We start from the raw sequence: 15,343 nt of genomic DNA on the forward strand, positions 1-15,343 counted from the left end.
CCTCCTGCGCTGCGCAGGATCTAAGGACCATGACACTGAACCCCGCCGACACAGCCTTCACCGATACCCTGCGCGCACAACTGCCCGACGACGTGCTGCGCAAGCCCGAACAGCGCTACCTCGAAGAACCCCGAGGCCGCTACGCCGGGCAGGGCGGTGTGCTGGCCCTGCCGCGCAGCACCGAAGAGGTCGCCACCCTGATCCGCGCGGCCCATGCCGCCCGCGTGCCGGTGGTGCCCTATGGCGGCGGTACCGGCCTTGTCGGCGGGCAGATCAGCAGCGATGGCCCTGCACCGCTGATCCTCTCTCTTGAGCGCATGAACCGCATCCGTGCCGTGCTGCCCGAAGAGAACGTACTGGTCGCCGAAGCGGGCGTCATCCTCGCCGATGTCCAAGCCGCCGCCGAAGAGGCAAACCGCCTCTTCCCCTGTCCCTCGCCGCCGAAGGGACGGCGCGCATCGGCGGCACACTCTCGACCAACGCAGGCGGCACCGGCGTGCTGCGCTACGGCAATGCCCGCGACCTTTGCCTCGGTCTCGAAGCCGTCCTGCCCGACGGCCAGATTTGGCACGGCCTCACGCGCCTACGCAAAAACAACACCGGCTACGATCTGCGCAACCTGTTGATCGGCGCCGAAGGCACGCTCGGCGTGATCACCGCCGCCGCCCTCAAACTCTACGCGCGCCCGGCCCGCAGTGGCACCGCGTTGATGGTCGTCGAAAGCCCAGCGGCGGCGCTGACGCTTCTCTCCCTCGCGCGGGACCACTTGGGCGAAATGATCAGCGCTTTCGAACTGATGCACCGCAGAGGTTTCGATTTCCTTTACGAAACCCTGCCCAACATCCGCCAACCCTTCGCCGAAACCCCGCAATGGAGCGTCTTGATCGACATCGGCACCCCCGGAGAGATCGATACCCACGCCGCGCTAGAGACACTCTTCGCCGCCGCCCTCGACGCAGGTCTCGTCTCGGACGGTCTCATCGCCCAAAACGCCCAGCAGGCCCAAGATTTCTGGACGATCCGCGAAACCATCCCAGAGGCCAACCGCCTGATCGGCTCGGTCTCCAGCCACGACATCTCGGTGCCCCTCGGCGCAATCCCCGAATTCATCACCCGCGCCACCAAAGCACTGAACGCCCTCGGCGATTTCCGCATCAACTGCTTCGGCCATGTCGGAGACGGCAACCTGCATTACAACGTCTTCCCCGCAAAGGGCAAAACCCGCGCCGATTACGAAGATCAACGCGATGATGTGAAAGGTCTGGTCCACGATCTCGTCCATGAACTCGGCGGGTCATTCAGCGCGGAACATGGCGTGGGCCGCGTCAAGGTCGATGACCTCGAACGCTACGGCGACCCCGCCAAGCTCGCCGCCATGCGGGCGATCAAAACGGCCCTCGACCCCAAGGGCATCATGAACCCCGGTGCCGTCCTACGCGGTTAAAGCCCGTCGAAAGCGCAAAGCGCATGGACCTCTTTGCCAAGCGCTTCCAAACGCTTGCGCCCGCCCAATTCGGGCAGATCAATGATAAAGGCGCAAGAGACGATCTCACCCCCAAACGCTCAATCAGTTTGATCCCGGCCTCCGCCGTACCACCCGTGGCCAGCAGATCGTCCACAACCAAAACCTTCTCGCCCGGCTTGATCGCATCGTCATGCAGCTCAACAATGGCCTCGCCATATTCAAGCTTATATTCTTGACTGATCACCGTGCCGGGCAGCTTGCCCTTCTTGCGGATCGGCACAAAACCCACGCTCAATTGATGCGCAATCGCCCCGCCAAGGATGAAACCGCGCGCTTCCAACCCGACCACCTTGTCGATGTTGATCCCCGCATAGGGATGCAGCATCTGGTCGATCGCCATGCGAAACCCGCGCGGATCGGCAAAAAGCGTTGTCACGTCACGAAACATGATTCCCTCATGGGGGAAATCTACGATCGTGCGAATATAATCCTGAACCTGTTTCATGCCGCCCTTCCGCGTGTTTGACCGGACCCGTCTTAGCGCAACGCGCCGCCCGGGCGAACCCCCATCTGCGCCCGCCGCACAACATCCAGAAAGGGGCGCCAACCCCCTCCCTTCATCCTTTCTTAAATACCGTCCGCACTCAGCCAAGCAGGGCCGCTGCCCGCGGTCAAAGCATCCGCCCCGCCACCGCATCCAGCTTGGCCAGCAACTCCGGATCGCGCGCATCCGGCTGGGTCAGGATCGCAAACTCCAGCGCCCGGTCACAGCCATGCGGGCAGGGCGCGCGCTCGGCACCCAAAAGCGCGGGCAGCCGCGAAACCATGGCGCGGCCCTTGTCAGCATTACCCATCAGCGTGGCGATGATCTGCGTCACATCCACCTCGCCATGGTCGGGGTGCCAACTGTCGTAATCAGTGATCATCGCCACGCTCGCATAGCAAAGCTCGGCCTCGCGGGCGAGCTTTGCCTCGGGCATATTGGTCATGCCGATCACATCCGCGCCCCAGCTTTCGCGGTACATTTTCGATTCCGCCAATGTCGAGAACTGCGGCCCCTCCATTGCCAGATAGGTGCCGCCACGGTGCACGTTAATGCCCGCGTCCCGCGCGGCGGTCTCGCAGGCGTCGCTTAACCGCGGGCAGGTGGGATGGGCGACAGAGACATGGGCCACGCAGCCGGGGCCGAAAAAGCTTTTCTCGCGGGCCATGGTGCGGTCGATGAACTGATCGACGACCACGAAATCCCCCGGTGCCATCTCCTCGCGGAACGACCCGCAGGCGGAAACGCTGATCACATCCGTACAGCCCAATCGCTTGAGCGCGTCGATATTCGCGCGGTAGGGGACAGAGGTCGGCGTATGCACATGCCCCCGGCCATGGCGCGGCAGAAAGACCATGGCGACCCCGTTCAGCGTTCCGGTCAGCACCTGATCCGACGGCGCGCCCCAAGGAGTCTCAACCGTGACCCAATCGGCATCCTGAAGCCCGTCGATGTCGTAAATGCCGGAGCCGCCGATCACGGCGATTTTCGTATCTGTCATGGAGGGAGCCTGTGCCTTGGATGGTTGCCGGTAAGGCCCAAAGAACCTCATAGAATGCCACGGGGATCAAGTGTTTTTGCCACGAGACGCGACACGTCTGCGTCAGGGGGGCGGTCCTGCGCCGCTTACTCGGTCCTCCAAAGTGTTTCTGCATTGCAGCAAACTCTGCCCGAGGGGAGGCAATACGCTTTTCTTCGCGGCGAAATTCCTCTAGATGCAGCCAAAAGCGCCCCGCATCCGCGGTCAGGGCGCTATATCCGTTTTCCGAAAGTCAAAGGACGCCCCCATGCGCGCCACGCTGCACAATTTTGCCAAGAACCTTGATGTGACCGATCTGCGTTGGATGCCGGATGACGGTTTCTCCATCGGGCGGCTGCGCATCGAATTGCTGTCGGGGCTGACCGTGGCGCTGGCCTTGGTGCCCGAAGCGGTGGCTTTTGCTTTTGTTGCCGGGGTACACCCTCTGGTCGGACTTTATGCTGCCTTCCTCGTTGGTCTCATCACCGCGCTGATCGGTGGTCGGCCGGGTATGATCTCGGGCGCCACAGGCGCGCTGGCGGTGGTCATGGTGGCCTTGGTGGCGCAGCATGGGGTTGAATACCTCTTTGCCACCGTGGTGCTGATGGGGCTTTTGCAGATCTTCGCAGGGGTCATGCAGTGGGGCAAGTTCATCCGGCTGGTGCCGCATCCGGTGATGCTGGGCTTCGTCAACGGTCTGGCGATCGTGATTTTCCTTGCCCAGATGAGCCAGTTCAAAGTGCCCGGCACCATGGTCGATACCGGCCACGGCATGGGCGGTGGCGAATGGCTTTCGGGCCAGCCGCTCTACCTGATGCTGGCGCTGGTGGCGGCAACCATGGCGATCATCTGGATCACCCCGCGCATCACCAAACTGATCCCCGCGCCGCTTGCGGGCATCGGGGTGATTGCCGCTCTGGTGATCGGTTTCGGCCTCGACGTGCCGCGGGTGGGCGATCTGGCTTCGATCCAAGGCGGCCTGCCGAGCCTGCATATCCCCATGGTGCCGCTCACTTGGGAAACCTTTGAGATCATCTTGCCCTATGCCGTGATCCTCGCCGCCATTGGCCTGATCGAAAGCTTGCTGACACTGAACCTTGTGGGTGATCTTACCGGCAAGCGCGGCGGCGCCAGCCAAGAGTGCATCGCCCAAGGTGTGGCCAACACGGTCACCGGTTTCTTCGGTGGCATGGGCGGCTGCGCGATGATCGGTCAGTCGATGATCAACGTGAAATCCGGTGGTCGCACCCGTGTTGCCGGGATCGCGGCGGCAGTGTTCTTGCTGCTTTTCATCCTCGTCGGTTCCTCGGTGATTGAACTTATCCCGCTTGCCGCCCTCGTTGGCGTGATGTTCATGGTGGTGATCGGCACCTTCGCTTGGAACTCGCTCACCATCCTGCGGAAAGTGCCGCTGATCGATGCCTTCGTCATCATTCTGGTGACGGTGGTGACCGTGATGGAAGACCTCGCCGTGGCGGTGGTCGTCGGCGTGATCGTCTCGGCGCTGGCCTATGCGTGGAACAACGCGCGCCGTATCCATGCGACCACGCGGGGGTCGGTGACCGAAGAGGGCGCCAAGGTCTATGAGATCCACGGCCCGCTGTTCTTCGGCTCGTCCGATGGCTTTGCCGAGCTGTTCGACGTGGAGAACGACCCCGAGGTGGTGATCGTCGATTTCGCCGACAGCCGGGTGGTGGATCAATCCGCGCTACAGGCGATCGAGGCGATAGCCGCGAAATACGAGGCGGCGGGCAAGCGTCTGCAGTTGCGTCACCTGAGCCGCGATTGTCACCGGTTGCTGACCAAGGCGGGGCATCTGATGGTCGATAGCGATGACGACCCTGATTATGAACTGGCGGTTGATTACGACGTGCGCACCGGGGTTCTGGGCGGGCACTGAATAGAAAACCCGGCATCATGAGGTGCCGGGTTTTTCTAGCCTTACACGCTAGTCCAAATTCACTTGGATAAGATTGCCACCCCGGCCCGTGATCAAGCCACAAGTGCCGGTCCATCGCCTGCTCGCCCGTCACGCCAAAGCCATGCCGTCAATCATGGCGCATCTTTGGTGCGACCGGGTAGGCGATTTGGTGAGGCTTCGGCGGACTCCGCGAACGCACATCATGGCTGAGCCATAAAGGGCCAAAGGCGACGTTAGATCGCCCACCCGCGGGCAAGCGATGACGCTCGCATTGTTGGGCTGACCAGCGGCGACTGACGCCACCGGCCCCTCAGCCTTCAATCATCCGGCCGCTTCAGTTCGAACACATCCCGCACCACCGTGTAATCACGGTAGCCCAATCGCGACAGCGGCTGGAACCGGGTCACATCGAACCGCCCGTCCACCACACAATCATCGCGCATATGCACGCCCACGACCTCACCGAAAACCGCGAAGTTCGCCTCTCCCGGCAGTTGCACGATCTGCGTCAGCTTGCATTCGAGGCTGGCTGGCGCATTTGCAACCCGCGCACAGGCGATCTGCTCACATTCGGCCTTGTCGATCCCGGCGCGGGCGAATTCGTCCTCGCCATGGGGCAGGGTGGCCGAGGTCACGTTCATCACGTCGCGCGCTGCGTATTCCACCACATTCACGCAGAACACCCCGGTCTCGCGGATATTGGCCACGGAATCCTTGGTGCCATCCACATCATCCTTGGCGCTGGTCGAGGCAAACATCACCTGCGGTGGCACATAGGCCACGGCGTTGAAGAAAGAATAGGGTGCGAGGTTGTCGCGGCCCTGACCGTCACGGCTGGAGATCCAGCCGATGGGGCGGGGGCTGACGATGGCGTTGAACGGATTATGCGGCAGACCATGGCCGTCTTCGGGACGATAGAACATGAACACTCCTTGATGGTTTGCACCCATGGCTAGCCTCATGCTACGTCCAGCGCCACCCGCAATTGCTCCTGAAAGCCTCCGGCCTTGCATCAGACGCCCTACAAGATGACCCCGGAGGTGCCCGCCGACCATTGGGAGGTCGAAGCGCTCTATGACACCTGTTTTGCGCCGGGGCGCGAAGCGCTGTCGTCTTACCGGCTACGCGACGGCGTGCCGCCTGTGGCGGGGCTGAGCCATGTGGCGCGCGACAGTGCAGGCATTCTGGCGGGCGCGATCCGCTATTGGCCCGTGCGCATCGGCGCGGCGAACGCACTGTTGCTTGGCCCGGTGGCTGTGCACCCGACAAGGCAAGGCGAAGGGCTGGGCGCGGGGCTGATCGAAACCTCACTAGAGCAAGCGGCCCCGCTGGGGTGGGAACGTGTGATGCTGGTGGGCGACGCGCCTTATTACAACCGCTTCGGCTTTACCCTGCTGCAAGACGTAGAGATGCCCCCGCCCACGAACCCCGCGCGCATCTTGGGCCGCGCCTTGGCCGAGGGGGCTTGGGCCGGGGTCACCGGCAAGGTTCGCCGCTGGCACGATTGATTTTACCCCAGACCCGACCCACATTGAGCCTAAGCTCAAAGAGGGACGCCCATGCAGATCGAAAGCAACCTGCCCAGCACTATTGATGTCGACGCCCGGCTGGATGAAATCGCCCGCCGCTATAAACAGGCGGGCGGCGTGGGCATTCATGTGCTGAACCTCATCGGCGGCAGCGCGGATGGGTTGATCGACCGATTGCCGGGTGCAGTGCGCCGCAATCTCGAAGGGGCGACGATGAAGGCGCTCGGCCATGCCATGCAGGCCGCCCATTCCAGCCGCAGCTATGTGAAGGACCAGCAGGGCTGGCTGAACCAAGCGGTCTCAACCGCCATGGGGGCCGCTGGCGGGGCCGGGGGCTGCCCACTGCATTGGCCGAACTGCCCGTGACCACAACGCTGCTTTTGCGTGTCATCCAAGGCGTGGCGGCAGAACATGGGTTTGATCCGGCGGCTGAGAATGTGCAGTTCGACTGCGTCCATGTCTTCACCGCTGCAGGGCCGTTGGCCGATGACGATAGTGCCGATCTGGGGTTTCTGACGGTCCGCATGGCGCTGACGGGCCGCGCGATGAACGCGGTGATCGCCCGCGTGGCCCCACGGCTGGCATTGGTGATGGGGCAAAAGCTAGCCGCGCAGGCGGTGCCGGTGCTGGGCGCTGTGGCCGGGGCGGCGACAAACTATGCCTATACCAGCTATTACCAAGACATGGCCCATGTGCATTTCGGCCTGCGCAGACTGGCGATAGAGGCGGATATCCCGCAAGAGGATCTGGTTGCCCGACTGCGACAGAAAATGGGTCGGACGCCGCCCAAGATCTGATCAGCGCCCGATACTGCCCGGCGCTACGGTGGTGGCCTTGATGATGGCGTAGCACCCCATCCCCTCGCGCAGATCAAGATCGCGCACTGCCCGCGCCGTGACGCGGGCAAGCAGGCGGTCACCGCCCGCGTCCAGCGCAATGGCAGCGCCCGGCCCGTCACCGGGGTGCACGGCATCCACCCGCACGGGCAGAATGTTAACCGAAGACAGCCCCTCGGGCCGCTGGCGCGACAAGATCACATCCTGCGCCAAGACCCGCAGCCGCACCCGCGTGCCTATCGGCGCTTGCACCCCCGGCAATTCCAGCTGCCCCGCTCGCACGGCGAGGGTCGAAAGCCCGTCTTCTGCATGGGCGATGACGTCAGCCTCCAGCACCGCACCCGCTTCGCGCACGCCCAGCAGGGGCACGGCGGCGGGGTCGGCCATGACATCAAACAGCGCGCCCTGCGCCTTTAGCCGCCCGTTTTGCAACAAGACCAGCCGATCGGCGAGCCGGGCAATCTCATCCACCGCGTGGCTGACGTAGAGGATCGGCAGGCCCAATCCCCCGTCGCGCAGGCGTTCGAGATAGGGCAAAATCTCTTGCTTGCGCGGGCCATCAAGGCTCGCCAACGGTTCGTCCATCAGCAGCAGGCGCGGATGGCAAAGCAGGGCGCGACCAAGGGCAACACGCTGCTTTTCTCCGCCCGACAGGGTCGCCGGGGCACGGACGAGCAAGGGTTCAAGCCCCAAAAGCGCCACGACATCCTCAAAGCCCGCACCTTGGCTGCCACGCGGGGCATAGCGCGCGCCGAAGGTCAGGTTCTTGCGCACATCAAGATGCGGAAAAAGCCGCGCATCCTGAAAGACATAGCCCAGCCTGCGGCGATGTGGCGGCACCCAGATGCCGCGCTGCGTATCCAAGAGCACCTCACCCTCCAACACCACGCGGCCGACATCAGGGCGCAGCAATCCGGCAAGCGCGTTGATCACGGTCGTCTTGCCCGCACCCGAGCGGCCAAAAAGCGCGGTGATGCCCCCTTCGGTGGTGAAAGACAGGTCTAGATCGAAGCCGTCGAACCGATGGCGCAGCGTGACCTCCAGCATCAGCGCGCCCCGGCGATGCGTCTGGCGACCCGCCGGGCCAAAGCTTCGGAAAGCAGCACGGCGGCCAGCGCCACCAGCCCGGCCAGCGCCGCCATGGTCAGCGCGCGGCTCTCACCGCCCGGCACCTGCAATGCCGTCCAAATCGCGCTCGGCAGGGTTTGGGTCTGGCCGGGGATATTGGCAACGAAGGTGATCGTGGCACCGAATTCGCCCATCGCCTTGGCAAAGCCCATCACCGCCCCGGCAAGGATGCCGGGAAAGATCAGTGGAAGGGTGACGCGGCAGAACACGCTGATGCGCGGCGCGCCAAGCGTGGCGGCGGCGGCCTCGATCCGTGGGTCAACGGCTTCGATCGCCAGCCGCATGGCGCGGACCATCAGCGGAAAGCTCATGATCAGAGCAGCCAGCACTGCGCCGGTCCAATGGAAGGCAAGGCCGATGCCGAAACTCTCCAACAGACGACCCATGGGGGCGTTGCGGCCAAAGCTCAACAGCAGCAGATAGCCCGTCACCACTGGCGGCAGAACCAGTGGCAGATGGACCAACGCGCTCAACACGCCCTTGCCGCGAAACTCCTTCCGGGCGAGGATCCACGCAACCCAAAGCGCCAGCGGCAGAGAGCAGAGCATCGCCACAGTCGCCACCCGCAGCGACAACAAGAGCGCGGCCCAAGCGGCAGCGTCAAGATCCATGATCGGCCCGAAGGAAACCATGATCCTCAAGGATCGTCTGCGCCTTTTGCGTGATCAGGAAATCGACCAGCGCGGTGCCTTCCGGCGTCAGGGCAGCGGCGGGATAGGTGATGGGGGCATGGGTATCGGCAGGCACCTCATAGACGATCTGCACGTCCTCCTCGGCATGGGCGTCACTGGCATAGACCACGCCAAAAGGCGTATCACCGCGCGCGACCAAAGCCAGTGCGGCGCGGACATTGTCGGTCTCGGCCAATTGGCTTTGCAGGCTCTCCCATAGACCCTCATGGGTCAGCCATTCGCGGGCATAGCTGCCTGCGGGCACCGCATCGCGTTGGCCCATGGCGAGCCGCCCCATGCGGCCCAGCCGGGCGGGCAGGTCGGCAGGCTGGGACAGCGCGGCGGTGCCACGGGGGCGATCAGCACCAAGTGGTTGCGGGCGACGATCTGGGCCTTCTCGGTGGCGCTAACCCCTTGATCTGACATCCAATCCATCCAATCGGTGTTCGCGAGAAGGACGACATCGGCAGGCGCTCCGGCAGCGACCTGCCGCGCCATCGTGCCCGACCCGCCGTAGGCCAAGGCCAATGGCGCGGGGAACGCTTCTGCGATCTCCTCCAGCGCGCCGCGTAGGCTGGCGGCGGCGAAGACGGTCAGCGGTGCCTCGGCCCGAAGGGGAGGGCAAGGCCGCAGAGCAGGGTCAGAAGGGCGCAAAATCTTATCATTTTGGTAGTATCTTTGATGCATTGAAGGGGGCAAGTGCATATGGCCAGACAAGGATTGCCGCGCTAGGGTGAAGGCGAAAACAACCAGCCAGAGGGCGCGGCTGCGACGGATGACGACACAGGCACCGATATCGCTGAACGGCGGACAAAAGGACGATCTGCGCATTCAATTTTCAGCACTTTGCTGGCGTCGTAAACGTGGCAAGTTGCAGATCTTGCTGATTACCTCGCGCGGCAGCAAGCGTTGGATCATTCCCAAGGGCTGGCCGATGGACGGTAAAACCCCCGCCGCTTCGGCTCTGGTCGAGGCATGGGAGGAAGGCGGCGTCGTGGGGCAGGTGCGCGGGCAATGTCTGGGCGTTTATAGCTATGCCAAAACCGGGGAGGATGGGGCAGTGCCCTGTTTGGCGATGCTTTACCCGGTGAAGGTCAAGACATTGGCGAAACAGTTCCCCGAGAAGGGACAGCGCAAGCGGCTGTGGTGCTCGCGCCGGAAAGCTGCGCGGCTGGTGGATGCGCCCGATCTGGCGCGGTTGATCCGCGATTTCGATCCGCGCAGCGGCGGTCTGGCGGGCTGATTGCGCGACAATGGCACGTGCGGGCCGATCCCGCCTGTCTTGACCTCGTTCCTGCGGCAGCCCATTTAGAGCAGAGAGTTCAAGGACCGGGTGAATGATCCGTTATGCGTTGAAATGCGAGGCCGGACATGGCTTCGACAGTTGGTTCCAATCGGCGGCAGCCTTTGACAGCCTCGCCCGCGGCGGCCATCTGAGCTGTGCCGTCTGTGGGTCGGCCGAGGTGCGTAAATCGCTGATGGCCCCGCGGGTCACCTCGGGCGAGTGCGCCCCCGAAGCGGTCGAGAAACCGCAGCCCGCCGAGAAACCCGCGCCGGTCCTGTCCAATCCGGCGAGCGATGTGGAAAAAGCGCTGACCGCGCTGCGCAACAAGGTCGAGGCGACCTCGGACTATGTCGGCAAGAATTTCGTTCGGGAAGCGCGCGACATGCACGCGGGGCGCACGCCCGAACGCGCGATCTATGGCGAAGCGCGGCTGGATCAGGCCCGCGCCTTGATCGAAGAAGGCGTCCCGCTGATGCCCCTGCCGTTCAAACCCAAACGCCAACTTTCCTGAAGGCGCATTCTCGCAAAGGCGCATTCTGGTAAAGGCCGATTCTGATAAAGGACCCTCCATGACCATTATGATCACAGGCGCGAGCCGCGGCATCGGCGCGACGCTGGCCGCACAGTATAAAGATGCAGGCGAAGAGGTGATCGGCACCGCCCGCGGCGCGGGGCGGAGGCCGTGTTGGATGTGATCGACCCGACAAGCCACGCCGCTTTTGCCGCAAGCCTCGCGGACCGTCCGCTGGACTTGCTGATCTGCAATGCAGGCGTCTATCTGGATAAGGGCGATGATCTGGATGCGGGCTTCGGGCCTGATCTCTGGGCGCAGAGTTTCGCGACCAATGTGACCGGGGTTTTTCTGACGGTGCAATCGCTCCTGCCGAACCTGCGTGCGGCAAAGAGCGCGAAAATTGCGATTATCGCCTCGCAGATGGGGTCGCAGACGCGGGCACCGGGGGCAGCTATATCTACCGCGCCTCCAAGGCGGCGGCGATCAATCTGGGGCGCAATTTGGCGGTGGACCTGAAGCCAGAGGGCATCGCGGTGGGGATTTACCACCCCGGCTGGGTGCGCACTGATATGGGTGGTGATCAGGGCGAAATCAGCGTGGCGGAGTCTGCCCAAGGTCTTGCCCAGCGGATCGCTGCGCTTGATCTGGCGCGGACGGGCGCGTTTGAGACATGGGATGGCCGGGCGCATCCGTTCTAGGGCACTCGACATAACGTCATGTTAAATAGGCTTGCCCTTGCCGTGCCGTGGGCTTAGACCGCGCTGGACTGTTGCGCGGGGGACAATATGCCTGTTCTGGTTATGAAATTCGGTGGGACTTCGGTCGCCACTTTGGACCGTATCCGCCGCGCGGCAAAGCGCGTCGGCGTTGAGGTGGCCAAAGGCTATGACGTGATCGTCATCGTTTCGGCCATGTCGGGCGAGACGAACAAGCTGGTGGGCTTTGTCAACGAGACTTCGCCGCTTTATGACGCGCGCGAATATGATGCGATCGTGTCGAGTGGCGAGAATGTCACCGCCGGGCTGATGGCGCTGACCTTGCAGGAAATGGACGTGCCCGCGCGGTCTTGGCAGGGTTGGCAGGTGCCGGTGCGTACCACCGATGCCCATTCCGCCGCGCGGATTGAGGAAATTCCAACAGACAACATCACCGCCAAATTCGGCGAAGGCATGAAGGTTGCCGTGGTCGCAGGCTTTCAGGGCATCAGCCCGCAGGGCCGGATCACCACGCTGGGCCGGGGTGGGTCTGACACGACCGCCGTGGCCTTTGCCGCTGCTTTTGATGCTGAGCGCTGCGATATCTATACCGACGTGGACGGCGTTTACACGACCGACCCGCGGGTCGAATCCAAGGCACGCAAACTTGACAAGATTTCCTTTGAAGAGATGCTGGAACTGGCCTCTCTCGGGGCGAAGGTTTTGCAAACCCGGTCGGTCGAGCTGGCGATGCGCTACAAGGTTAAACTGCGCGTGCTGAGCAGTTTCGAAGAACAATCTGACGATGCCGGGACGCTCGTCTGCGATGAGGAGGAAATCATGGAAAGCAATGTGGTGGCCGGGGTCGCGTTTTCCCGTGATGAGGCAAAGATGACCTTGGTGTCCGTGGCGGACCGCCCCGGCATCGCGGCGACGATCTTTACCGCGCTCAGCGAAGGTGGCGTGAACGTCGACATGATCGTCCAAAACATCGCCGAAGAAGGCCGCACCGATATGACGTGGTCTTGCCCCGTCGATCAGGTGATCCGCGCCGAAAAGGCCATGGAGAAAGCCCATGAAGAGGGCATCATCAACTATCAAGAGTTGATCGCCGACAAGGGTGTGGCCAAGGTTTCCGTGGTGGGCATCGGCATGCGCAGCCACACCGGCGTGGCCGCTAAGATGTTCAAAGTCCTCTCGGATGAGGGGATCAACATCAAGGTTATCACCACCTCTGAGATCAAGATCAGCGTGTTGATTGACCGCAAGTATATGGAGCTGGCCGTGCAGGCGCTTCATGATGCTTTCGAGCTTGATAAAGCCGCTTAAGCATCTGCGATCAAATGGGTTTTACGCGATGTCGCGCCTCGCGTAAAACTGCAGCATCCCGCCGATATGCTGGCAGAGGATGCAGGGTATGTCGCGAATAGCATTTCTATCCTTGCGCGAGTGCGCTAAACCCTGCTCCAGAGGGACAGGGACCAGATCATATGGCCGAACGGGTTGAAACAGAAAGCCGCAAGCTGCTGGGGCGGCTGCGTGATGCGATGGCCAGTGATGTGGCGGGGCAAGCGCGGCTCGATAAGATCACCCAGTTGATCGCCAACTCCATGGGCTGCGAAGTCTGCTCGATCTATCTGTTTCGCGACGAAGACACGCTTGAGCTTTGTGCCACCGAAGGTCTGAACGAGGCGGCGGTGCATGAAACCCGTATGAAACTGGGTGAAGGTCTGGTGGGGCGCGTGGCTAAGCGCCGCACGGTGATCAATACGCCCGATGCGCCGCAGGCTGCCGGTTTCCGTTTCATGCCAGAGACGGGGGAGGAGATTTATTCTTCGTTCCTTGGCGTGCCGATTCAACGCCTGGGCGAGACGCTGGGCGTCTTGGTGGTGCAGTCGAAACAGGCACGCGAATTCTCGGCAGATGAGGTCTACGCGCTTGAGGTCGTGGCCATGGTGCTGGCCGAAATGGCCGAGCTTGGTGCCTTTGTCGGCGAGGGCGCGGCGATGTCGGCGCGCCACAGCCAGCCGGTTCTGCTGCGCGGCACCGTGGGGCAAGAGGGCGTGGCCGAGGGCCATGTCTGGCTGCATGAGCCGCGGGTGGTGGTATCCAACCCCATCGCCGATGACCCGGAGCGCGAGACGGAGCGTTTGACCGAAGCGGTCGAGCAATTGCGCGTCAGCGTTGACCAATTGTTAAGCCTTACCGCCGACAAAGAGCAGCAACAGGTGCTTGAAGCCTACCGCATGTTCGCCAATTCCAAAGGCTGGATGCGGCGCATGGTGGAGGATATTCAAAGCGGGCTGAGCGCCGAGGCTGCGGTCGAGAAAGAACAATCCATGGCCCGCGCCCGTCTGGGGCAGGTCAATGACGCTTATCTGCGGGAGCGACTTTCGGATCTGGATGATCTGTCGAACCGTTTGCTGCGTCATCTGACGGGGCAGGGAAGTGATACCGGGGCCGAGATGCCCGTCGATCCGATCCTTGTGGCGCGCAACATCGGCCCGGCGGAATTGCTGGACTATGGGCGGACGCTGCGCGGCATCGTGTTGGAGGGCGGCTCTGTCGGGTCACACGCGGCTATTGTGGCGCGGGCGCTGGCGATTCCGCTGATCGTTCACGCGAGCCGCATCACCAATGATGCGCTGAATGGCGATCACATCATGGTTGATGGGGAACAGGGCGTGGTGCATTTGCGGCCCGACGATACCGTGGCCACGGCCTTTCGTGACAAGATCGCGATGCAGGCGGCGGCGCAGGAGCGCTATGCCTCGATCCGCGATAAACCGGCTGAGACGAAATGCGGGCGGATCATCAGCCTGCAGATGAACGCGGGGTTGATGGCCGATCTGCCCTCGCTCGAAGGGTCGGGGGCCGAGGGCGTGGGGCTGTTCCGCACCGAATTGCAGTTTCTGGTGCGCAACCAGATGCCCCGCCGGACCGAGCTTGCGGCGCTTTACGCGCGCGTGCTTGATGCCGCGCATGGCCGCCGGGTGGTGTTTCGCACGCTCGACATCGGCTCGGACAAGGTGCTGCCCTATATGAAGCCTCATGATGAGCCGAACCCGGCTTTGGGCTGGCGCGCGATCCGGGTGGGCCTGGACAAACCCGGTGTCATGCGCATGCAGTTGCAAGCCCTGATCCGCGCCGCTGCGGGCCGCCCGCTGGCGGTGATGTTTCCCTTTATCGCCCAGTTCGAGGAATTCCGCGCCGCCCGCGCCGAGGTCGACAAGGCAATGGAGCGCGAGCGTATCTTGGGCCATGTGTTGCCCGAAAAGCTGGAAGTCGGCGCCATGCTTGAGACGCCCAGCCTCGCCTTTGCGCCAAAGAAGTTCTTTGAAGAGGTTGAGTTCCTGTCGATCGGGGGCAACGATCTGAAACAGTTCTTTTTCGCCGCTGACCGTGAGAACGAGCGGGTGCGGCGGCGGTATGACACGCTGAACGTCTCTTTCCTGACCTTCCTTGAGGGCATTGTGGAGCGCTGTGCGCAAACCGATACGGCACTGTCTTTCTGCGGTGAGGATGCGGGCCGCCCGGTCGAGGCGTTGTGTTTCGCGGCTATCGGGCTCAAGACCCTGTCGATGCGCCCGGCCTCAATCGGGCCGGTCAAAAGCCTGCTGCGGCGCTGCAACCTTGATGACGTGCGCGAGGTTATCCACGCGGCGCGCGAGCGGGGTGAGATGTCGGTAAGAGGCGCGGTGATGGACTACGTGCGTCAGCAGCACCAGCATTGAGGC

10 protein-coding genes and 5 pseudogenes are annotated in these 15,343 nt (G+C 63.0%); 9 read left to right on the top strand and 6 right to left on the bottom strand.

Going from position 1 to position 15,343, the window contains the following annotated elements; genetic code table 11:
- The first annotated feature begins 29 nt into the window (after window positions 1-29).
- Window positions 30-1,444: pseudogene (locus ACFQAU_RS11775) on the top strand (FAD-binding oxidoreductase).
- Here the strand turns inward: ACFQAU_RS11775 and ACFQAU_RS11780 are convergent.
- Both ACFQAU_RS11780 and ACFQAU_RS11785 read right to left on the bottom strand, forming a co-directional pair.
- Window positions 1,441-1,970, bottom strand: a pseudogene (locus tag ACFQAU_RS11780) (adenine phosphoribosyltransferase). The pseudogenes ACFQAU_RS11775 and ACFQAU_RS11780 sit on opposite strands and share 4 nt — an antisense overlap.
- 166 nt (window positions 1,971-2,136) lie before the next feature.
- Complete coding sequence (locus ACFQAU_RS11785) at window positions 2,137-3,009, bottom strand: S-methyl-5'-thioadenosine phosphorylase (RefSeq protein ID WP_120351624.1); 873 nt, start codon at window positions 3,007-3,009, stop codon at window positions 2,137-2,139.
- A 286-nt stretch (window positions 3,010-3,295) separates the two neighbouring features.
- On the opposite strand from ACFQAU_RS11785, the gene ACFQAU_RS11790 reads away from it, so the two are divergent.
- Complete coding sequence (locus ACFQAU_RS11790) at window positions 3,296-4,927, top strand: SulP family inorganic anion transporter (RefSeq protein WP_132444373.1); 1,632 nt, start codon at window positions 3,296-3,298, stop codon at window positions 4,925-4,927.
- Between the two features lie 338 nt (window positions 4,928-5,265).
- On the opposite strand, the gene ACFQAU_RS11795 is transcribed toward ACFQAU_RS11790, so the two are convergent.
- A complete protein-coding gene (locus tag ACFQAU_RS11795; protein ID WP_132444374.1) occupies window positions 5,266-5,871 on the bottom strand; it encodes a flavin reductase family protein in 606 nt (201 codons plus the stop codon).
- A 105-nt stretch (window positions 5,872-5,976) separates the two neighbouring features.
- Here ACFQAU_RS11795 and ACFQAU_RS11800 point away from each other — a divergent pair, with 105 nt between their 5' ends.
- The gene (locus ACFQAU_RS11800) at window positions 5,977-6,456 is read left to right on the top strand and encodes a GNAT family N-acetyltransferase (protein WP_132444434.1); all 480 of its coding nucleotides are present in this window, start codon (window positions 5,977-5,979) and stop codon (window positions 6,454-6,456) included.
- 51 nt (window positions 6,457-6,507) lie between these two features.
- Window positions 6,508-7,274: pseudogene (locus ACFQAU_RS11805) on the top strand (EcsC family protein).
- Here ACFQAU_RS11805 and modC read toward each other — a convergent pair.
- The 3 genes and pseudogenes from modC to modA form a co-directional block, all read right to left on the bottom strand.
- On the bottom strand, window positions 7,275-8,360 hold the full coding sequence (gene modC / locus ACFQAU_RS11810) for a molybdenum ABC transporter ATP-binding protein (RefSeq protein ID WP_386282399.1): 1,086 nt from the start codon (window positions 8,358-8,360) through the stop codon (window positions 7,275-7,277).
- The gene (modB, locus tag ACFQAU_RS11815; protein WP_132444377.1) at window positions 8,360-9,052 is read right to left on the bottom strand and encodes a molybdate ABC transporter permease subunit; all 693 of its coding nucleotides are present in this window, start codon (window positions 9,050-9,052) and stop codon (window positions 8,360-8,362) included. The genes modC and modB overlap by 1 nt, the downstream gene beginning before the upstream one ends.
- Window positions 9,042-9,943, bottom strand: a pseudogene (modA, locus tag ACFQAU_RS11820) (molybdate ABC transporter substrate-binding protein). The gene modB and the pseudogene modA overlap by 11 nt, the downstream one beginning before the upstream one ends.
- On the opposite strand from modA, the gene ACFQAU_RS11825 reads away from it, so the two are divergent.
- The 5 genes and pseudogenes from ACFQAU_RS11825 (at window position 9,888) to ptsP (ending at window position 15,340) form a co-directional block, all read left to right on the top strand.
- Complete coding sequence (locus ACFQAU_RS11825) at window positions 9,888-10,355, top strand: NUDIX hydrolase (protein ID WP_120351618.1); 468 nt, start codon at window positions 9,888-9,890, stop codon at window positions 10,353-10,355. The pseudogene modA and the gene ACFQAU_RS11825 sit on opposite strands and share 56 nt — an antisense overlap.
- A gap of 94 nt (window positions 10,356-10,449) precedes the next feature.
- The gene (locus ACFQAU_RS11830; RefSeq protein ID WP_120351617.1) at window positions 10,450-10,908 is read left to right on the top strand and encodes a DUF1178 family protein; all 459 of its coding nucleotides are present in this window, start codon (window positions 10,450-10,452) and stop codon (window positions 10,906-10,908) included.
- A gap of 58 nt (window positions 10,909-10,966) precedes the next feature.
- Window positions 10,967-11,609 (top strand): annotated as a pseudogene (locus tag ACFQAU_RS11835) (SDR family NAD(P)-dependent oxidoreductase).
- An 87-nt stretch (window positions 11,610-11,696) separates the two neighbouring features.
- Window positions 11,697-12,935, top strand: a complete 1,239-nt coding sequence (locus ACFQAU_RS11840) for an aspartate kinase (RefSeq protein WP_132444380.1) — start codon at window positions 11,697-11,699, stop codon at window positions 12,933-12,935.
- Between the two features lie 161 nt (window positions 12,936-13,096).
- Complete coding sequence (gene ptsP, locus ACFQAU_RS11845; RefSeq protein WP_132444381.1) at window positions 13,097-15,340, top strand: phosphoenolpyruvate--protein phosphotransferase; 2,244 nt, start codon at window positions 13,097-13,099, stop codon at window positions 15,338-15,340.
- Window positions 15,341-15,343 lie beyond the last annotated feature (3 nt).

It is taken from the genome of Sulfitobacter profundi, from assembly GCF_042661425.1.
Classification (GTDB): Bacteria; Pseudomonadota; Alphaproteobacteria; order Rhodobacterales; family Rhodobacteraceae; genus Sulfitobacter; species Sulfitobacter profundi.

Excerpts from the sequence above, each read along its gene's own strand:
- ACFQAU_RS11785 (WP_120351624.1), bottom strand. The coding sequence starts at position 3,009 with ATGACAGATACGAAAATCGCCGTGATCGGCGGCTCCGGCATTTACGAC.
- ACFQAU_RS11790 (WP_132444373.1), top strand. The coding sequence starts at position 3,296 with ATGCGCGCCACGCTGCACAATTTTGCCAAGAACCTTGATGTGACCGAT.
- ACFQAU_RS11795 (WP_132444374.1), bottom strand. The coding sequence starts at position 5,871 with ATGTTCTATCGTCCCGAAGACGGCCATGGTCTGCCGCATAATCCGTTC.
- ACFQAU_RS11800 (WP_132444434.1), top strand. The coding sequence starts at position 5,977 with ATGACCCCGGAGGTGCCCGCCGACCATTGGGAGGTCGAAGCGCTCTAT.
- modC (WP_386282399.1), bottom strand. The coding sequence starts at position 8,360 with ATGCTGGAGGTCACGCTGCGCCATCGGTTCGACGGCTTCGATCTAGAC.
- modB (WP_132444377.1), bottom strand. The coding sequence starts at position 9,052 with ATGGATCTTGACGCTGCCGCTTGGGCCGCGCTCTTGTTGTCGCTGCGG.
- ACFQAU_RS11825 (WP_120351618.1), top strand. The coding sequence starts at position 9,888 with ATGACGACACAGGCACCGATATCGCTGAACGGCGGACAAAAGGACGAT.
- ACFQAU_RS11830 (WP_120351617.1), top strand. The coding sequence starts at position 10,450 with ATGATCCGTTATGCGTTGAAATGCGAGGCCGGACATGGCTTCGACAGT.
- ACFQAU_RS11840 (WP_132444380.1), top strand. The coding sequence starts at position 11,697 with ATGCCTGTTCTGGTTATGAAATTCGGTGGGACTTCGGTCGCCACTTTG.
- ptsP (WP_132444381.1), top strand. The coding sequence starts at position 13,097 with ATGGCCGAACGGGTTGAAACAGAAAGCCGCAAGCTGCTGGGGCGGCTG.